The sequence below is a fragment of the Actinomycetospora sp. genome (assembly GCF_055612215.1).
In genome coordinates, this window is sequence record NZ_JBVPVA010001002.1 from 1 (window position 1) to 4286 (window position 4286).

The 4286-nt window shown below is 77.3% G+C and carries 4 protein-coding genes and 1 pseudogene; all 5 read left to right on the forward strand.

Annotation, left to right across the window (positions count from 1 at the left end):
- Positions 1-51 precede the first annotated feature (51 nt).
- Positions 52-873, forward strand: a complete 822-nt coding sequence (locus AC0CYZ_RS27145; protein WP_472221172.1) for a FadR/GntR family transcriptional regulator — start codon at positions 52-54, stop codon at positions 871-873.
- A gap of 149 nt (positions 874-1022) precedes the next feature.
- Complete coding sequence (locus AC0CYZ_RS27150) at positions 1023-1889, forward strand: STAS domain-containing protein (protein WP_472221174.1); 867 nt, start codon at positions 1023-1025, stop codon at positions 1887-1889.
- Positions 1886-2794: a hypothetical protein gene (locus AC0CYZ_RS27155; protein WP_472221176.1), complete on the forward strand. Its 909-nt coding sequence runs from the start codon at positions 1886-1888 to the stop codon at positions 2792-2794. Before AC0CYZ_RS27150 ends, AC0CYZ_RS27155 begins: the two co-directional genes overlap by 4 nt.
- A gap of 19 nt (positions 2795-2813) precedes the next feature.
- The gene (locus AC0CYZ_RS27160) at positions 2814-4028 is read left to right on the forward strand and encodes a P-loop NTPase family protein (protein WP_472221178.1); all 1215 of its coding nucleotides are present in this window, start codon (positions 2814-2816) and stop codon (positions 4026-4028) included.
- A 60-nt stretch (positions 4029-4088) separates the two neighbouring features.
- Positions 4089-4286 (forward strand): annotated as a pseudogene (locus AC0CYZ_RS27165) (Clp protease N-terminal domain-containing protein); the annotation flags it as partial.

Here is a 4286-nt window from a genome sequence, read left to right on the forward strand (position 1 = left end):
GGACTCCCGCGTGACGCGGCGCCGAACTCCCGCGGAGCGTGATCGACCTCGATGGCCCCCACCCGACCCCCGGCCGCGGGCAGCGCCCCGTCCGCCGGCGGCGGCGCCGCCGAGCGGTCCTCCGGACCGGTCCCGGCCGCGCACCTGCGGGTCCAGCGGGTGCGCCCCGCCTACCGGCAGGTGGCCGACGAGCTGCGCGCCCAGATCGTCGGCGGCACCCTGGCCGCCGGCGAGCGGCTGCCCAACGAGGCCGACCTCAGCCGCGCCTTCGGGGTCAGCCGCAGCACGGTGCGCGAGGCGCTGCGGGTGCTGGCCAGCCAGCACCTCATCGAGACCCTCCGCGGGGTGCAGGGCGGTTCCTTCGTCGCCTCGCCCGACCCCTCGCAGGTGGTCGCGGACGTGGGCGGCGCGCTCGGCGTGCTCGTCATGACCCCGCAGCTGCGCCTGCACGACCTGCTCGAGGCCCGCCTGCTGCTCGAGCCCGCCGCGGCCCGGCTCGCCGCGCAGCGGGCCGACTCCGAGACCGTCGAGGCCATCGGCCGGGCGGCCGGCGCGCCGCGCGATCCGCGCGACCCGAGCGGGTTCGTCGGGCACCTCGACTTCCACACCACGGTGCTCATGGCCACCGGCAACCTGATGATCACGATGATGGGCCAGCCGGTGAACGACGTGCTGCGCACGCGCCTGCGCCGCGTCGGGGTCGAGGCCGCGGAGTGGGACCGGGTCGACGACTGGCACCGCGTGATCGCCGACCACATCGCGGCCGGGGAGGCCGACGCCGCCGAGGAGGCGATGCGCGACCACCTCGTCGGGCTGCGCCCGCTCTACGAACGGGACGGGCTCTGGACCGACGAGGACGGCCCCGGGCACTGAGTCACGCTCACGCTGTGTGACCACTGCTCGGTAACGAGTGAACTCCGGGCGTCCGGCGACACGATCGCCGTCCGCGGGTCGAAGATCCCCCGTCGGGCGACGCAGAATGACGGTCAGGACGTCGGGGGACGACGGACGGGAGCCACTCGATGACGGTGGACGCCGGCCCGCGTGCCGACGTGGGCTCACCCCGCGCGCACGCGCTGCACGTGGCGGACAGCGGCCACTCGCAGCGCGTGGGCACCGCCGCGTGGGTCGACCGGGAACTCGCCTTCGGCGCGAAGGTCTACTACAAGGGCTGGCTGGGTGACGACGGGCGCGTCGAGAAGCACTGGATCGCCGGGCCCGAGGGCACGCGGCGCACCCGGGAGGCGCTGCGCTCGGGACAGCTGGAGTTCCTCGACTTCCCCGCGCTGATCGAGCGCTGCGAGGGCACGACGGAAGGCCTGCACCGCCTGCAGGCCGAGGAGCTCGAGCGGGCCCTCGGCGAGGGGTGGCCGTCGGTGGCCATGACCCAGGAGAGCTCGCGGCGCGAGCTCGTCGACGAGACCGAGATCGCCGAGTTCGCGCGCCAGGAGGGCGGCTACGACACGCTCGTCGCGCGGGCCCCGCTGCGCGTGCTCTGCCAGCTCGACACCTCCGTCGAGAACGAGGTCCACGTCTTCCGGTCGCTGGAGGTGCACCACCGCCACGTCGTCGACGTCGGGTGGGACGTCGCCCTCGACGACGGGGGCTGGCGGCTGCGGGGCGACCTCGACGCGCACGTCGCGCAACGCTTCGGCGGCGCGCTCGCCGGCGCCCTGCGCGAGAAGGTGACCGGTGACGACCTGCACGTGGACCTGTCCGAGGTCGGGTTCGTCGACGTGGCCTGCGCGCAGCTGCTGGTCCACGCCGCCCGCGCGGAGCCCGAGTGCCGCCGCGTCGTGCTGCACGACCCGCCGCGGCTGCTGCGCCGCCTGCTCGACGTCCTGCAGCGCCCGGCGTCGCTCGTCGTCGTCGACGGGAACCGGCCGTGACGACCGGCGCCCCGCCCGCGGGGTTGCGGCACGCGGCGGTGCTCTGCGCCGACCCCGACGAGCTGGCCCGCCGCGCCGACCCCGAGGTCCGCGCGACGCTCGCAGCCGGCGGCGCGGTGCGGATCGTGCTGGACCGGCGCGGCGTGCGTGCCTTCCGCGACGTCCTCGACGACCTGCCCGACGACGAGCGCATCGGCTTCCCCGCCCCCGCCGAGGTGGCCGCGATCCCGCCCGCGCGGCGCCTGGACGACCTGCCCCGCGACGCGCCGAGCCTGCTCCTCGGGCGGGTCTGCGCGGACGATCCGACGCCGGACGGTGAGCTCGCCGAGGACACCATCACGCTGCTGCTCGCCGACGAGCCCGCCACCGTGCTCTGCGTCTACGACCCCGACGACCCGGTCCAGCACGCCCGCGCGCTGCGCAGCCACGCGTGGCTGCTCACCGAGGTCGGCCTGTGTCGCAACCCGGCCTTCCGGCCGCCGAGCGCCACCTCCCCCGTGCCCGGCGGCGTCCTCGGGTCGTCGGTGGCGACGGTGCCGGTGCCCGACGGCGCCGCGCTGTCGACCCTGCGCGAGCGGGTGGCGGCGATCGCGGCGGAGGTGGGCGTCGAGCCCGAGCGCGCGGAGGCGCTCGTGCTCGCCGCGCACGAGGCGATGCTGCTCGCCTCGGGGGCCGACCTGCGCTCGGACCTGCGGCCCGGCCACCACGTGCTCGACGTGCGGGTGGCGCCCGCCGCCGTCGTCACCGAGTGCCGCAGCACCCCGCCGTCGGGGACCCCGGCGGCCGGGGCCGCGACGGTCGAGGACCCGCGCCTCGCGCACCTGCGTCGGTTCTGCGATCGTGCCACCGTGCACACGGATCCCGACGGGCGCCTGGTGCGGGTGCTCACCGGCACCACCCCCTGACGCCGGCGGGAATCCGGTCGTGGCGCTCCGGGTGATCACCGCCGGGATCCTGCTGGGCCTCGCCGCCGGGGCGGTGGTGCTCGCGGTCGTGCCGCCCGCGGCGGAGGTGGCGCAGACCCACCACGTCCCGGGCGTGCCGACCACCGTGCTCGCGGCCGCCCCCGGGCTCGACGCGGACGCCTCCGCCCTGCTCGGCGGGCAGCCCGACGCGGCCGGCATCGCGGACGCCGTCGAAGTCGTGCCCGGTGACGGCACCCTCGACGTGCGGGCTCGGGCGGACACGCCGGGCGAGGCCGCGGTCGTCGTGGAGGCGGTCGGGACGGTGCTGGACCGGCGGGCGGCGTCGTCGCGGTCCTCGGACGGCGCCCCGGTGCGGACGGCGCGGTCCACCGTCGGGGTGACGACCGACCCGCCGCGGGACGTCGGCCTCCGGCCCGCGCCCGCGGCCGTGCTCGGCGCCGGCGGCGCCCTGGGCCTCCTCGCGGGCCTGGTCGCGGCGGGCCTGTGGGGCCGGGGCGTCTCATCCTCGGAGGCGCTCGCCCGCCACGCGGGACGCCCCGTCCTCGGGCTCGTCCCGGCACCACGCGGGACGCCGCGGGACCCCGCGGTCCTCACCCCCGTGCCGGACCGCGCCCGCCGTCGCCACCCCGTCCGCCGTCGGGACCGGGCCGTGCGCGACCTCGCCGACGCGGTGCGTGCCGAGGCGACCGCGGCGCGCGTCGTCGTCGTGCTCGCCGTCGAACCGCAGGCGACCACGGTCTCCGTCGCCACGGACCTGGCGGTGGCGCTGGCGGCGGACGGGGAGCGGGTCCTGCTGGTGGAGAGCGGGCCCGGGTCGGCGGCCTCGCCGGTGGCGCGGGTCGCGGACCCGACGCCGGGGGTGCGCGAGGTGATCGCCGGAGCGGCGCACCTCGACCGGGCGGTGCAGCGCTGGTCGCGCGCCGGGATCGACGTGCTGCCCGCGGGGACGGCGGCGCAGCGTGGGGCGGCGCCGCTGGACGGTGCGGACGTCGCGCGGGTGCTGGGCTCGCTGCGGGGGCGCTACGACCGGATCGTCGTCGACGCCCCCGGGGAGCCCGGCGCGCGGCCGGCCGTGGAGCTGGGGCGGTCGGGGGACGCGGTCGTCCTGGTGGTGCGGCGCGGGACGCCGGTGGTGGACCTGACGACGATGCTCGAGGCGCTGGACGGAGCCGGGGTCGAGGTCCGGGGGACGGTGCTCAGCGGAGCGGGGTGAGCACGGTAATCGTCATCTCCGGGTTGACGGTCGACCGATCGTCAACCCATAGTGGACGACATGAGCACCCCACCCCCGCCGCAGATCCCCGTCCGGCTCGACGACCTCATCCGTGCGATCACCGCGGTGAACGACGACGCCCTCGACCAGCTCAGCAACGCCGTGCTCGCCGCCGAGCACCTCGGCGAGGTCGCGGACCACCTCATCGGCCACTTCGTCGACCAGGCCCGCCGCTCCGGCGCGTCGTGGACCGACATC

Coding starts and splice junctions, on each gene's coding strand:
- AC0CYZ_RS27145 (WP_472221172.1), top strand. CDS start 52: ATGGCCCCCACCCGACCCCCGGCCGCGGGCAGCGCCCCGTCCGCCGGC.
- AC0CYZ_RS27150 (WP_472221174.1), top strand. CDS start 1,023: ATGACGGTGGACGCCGGCCCGCGTGCCGACGTGGGCTCACCCCGCGCG.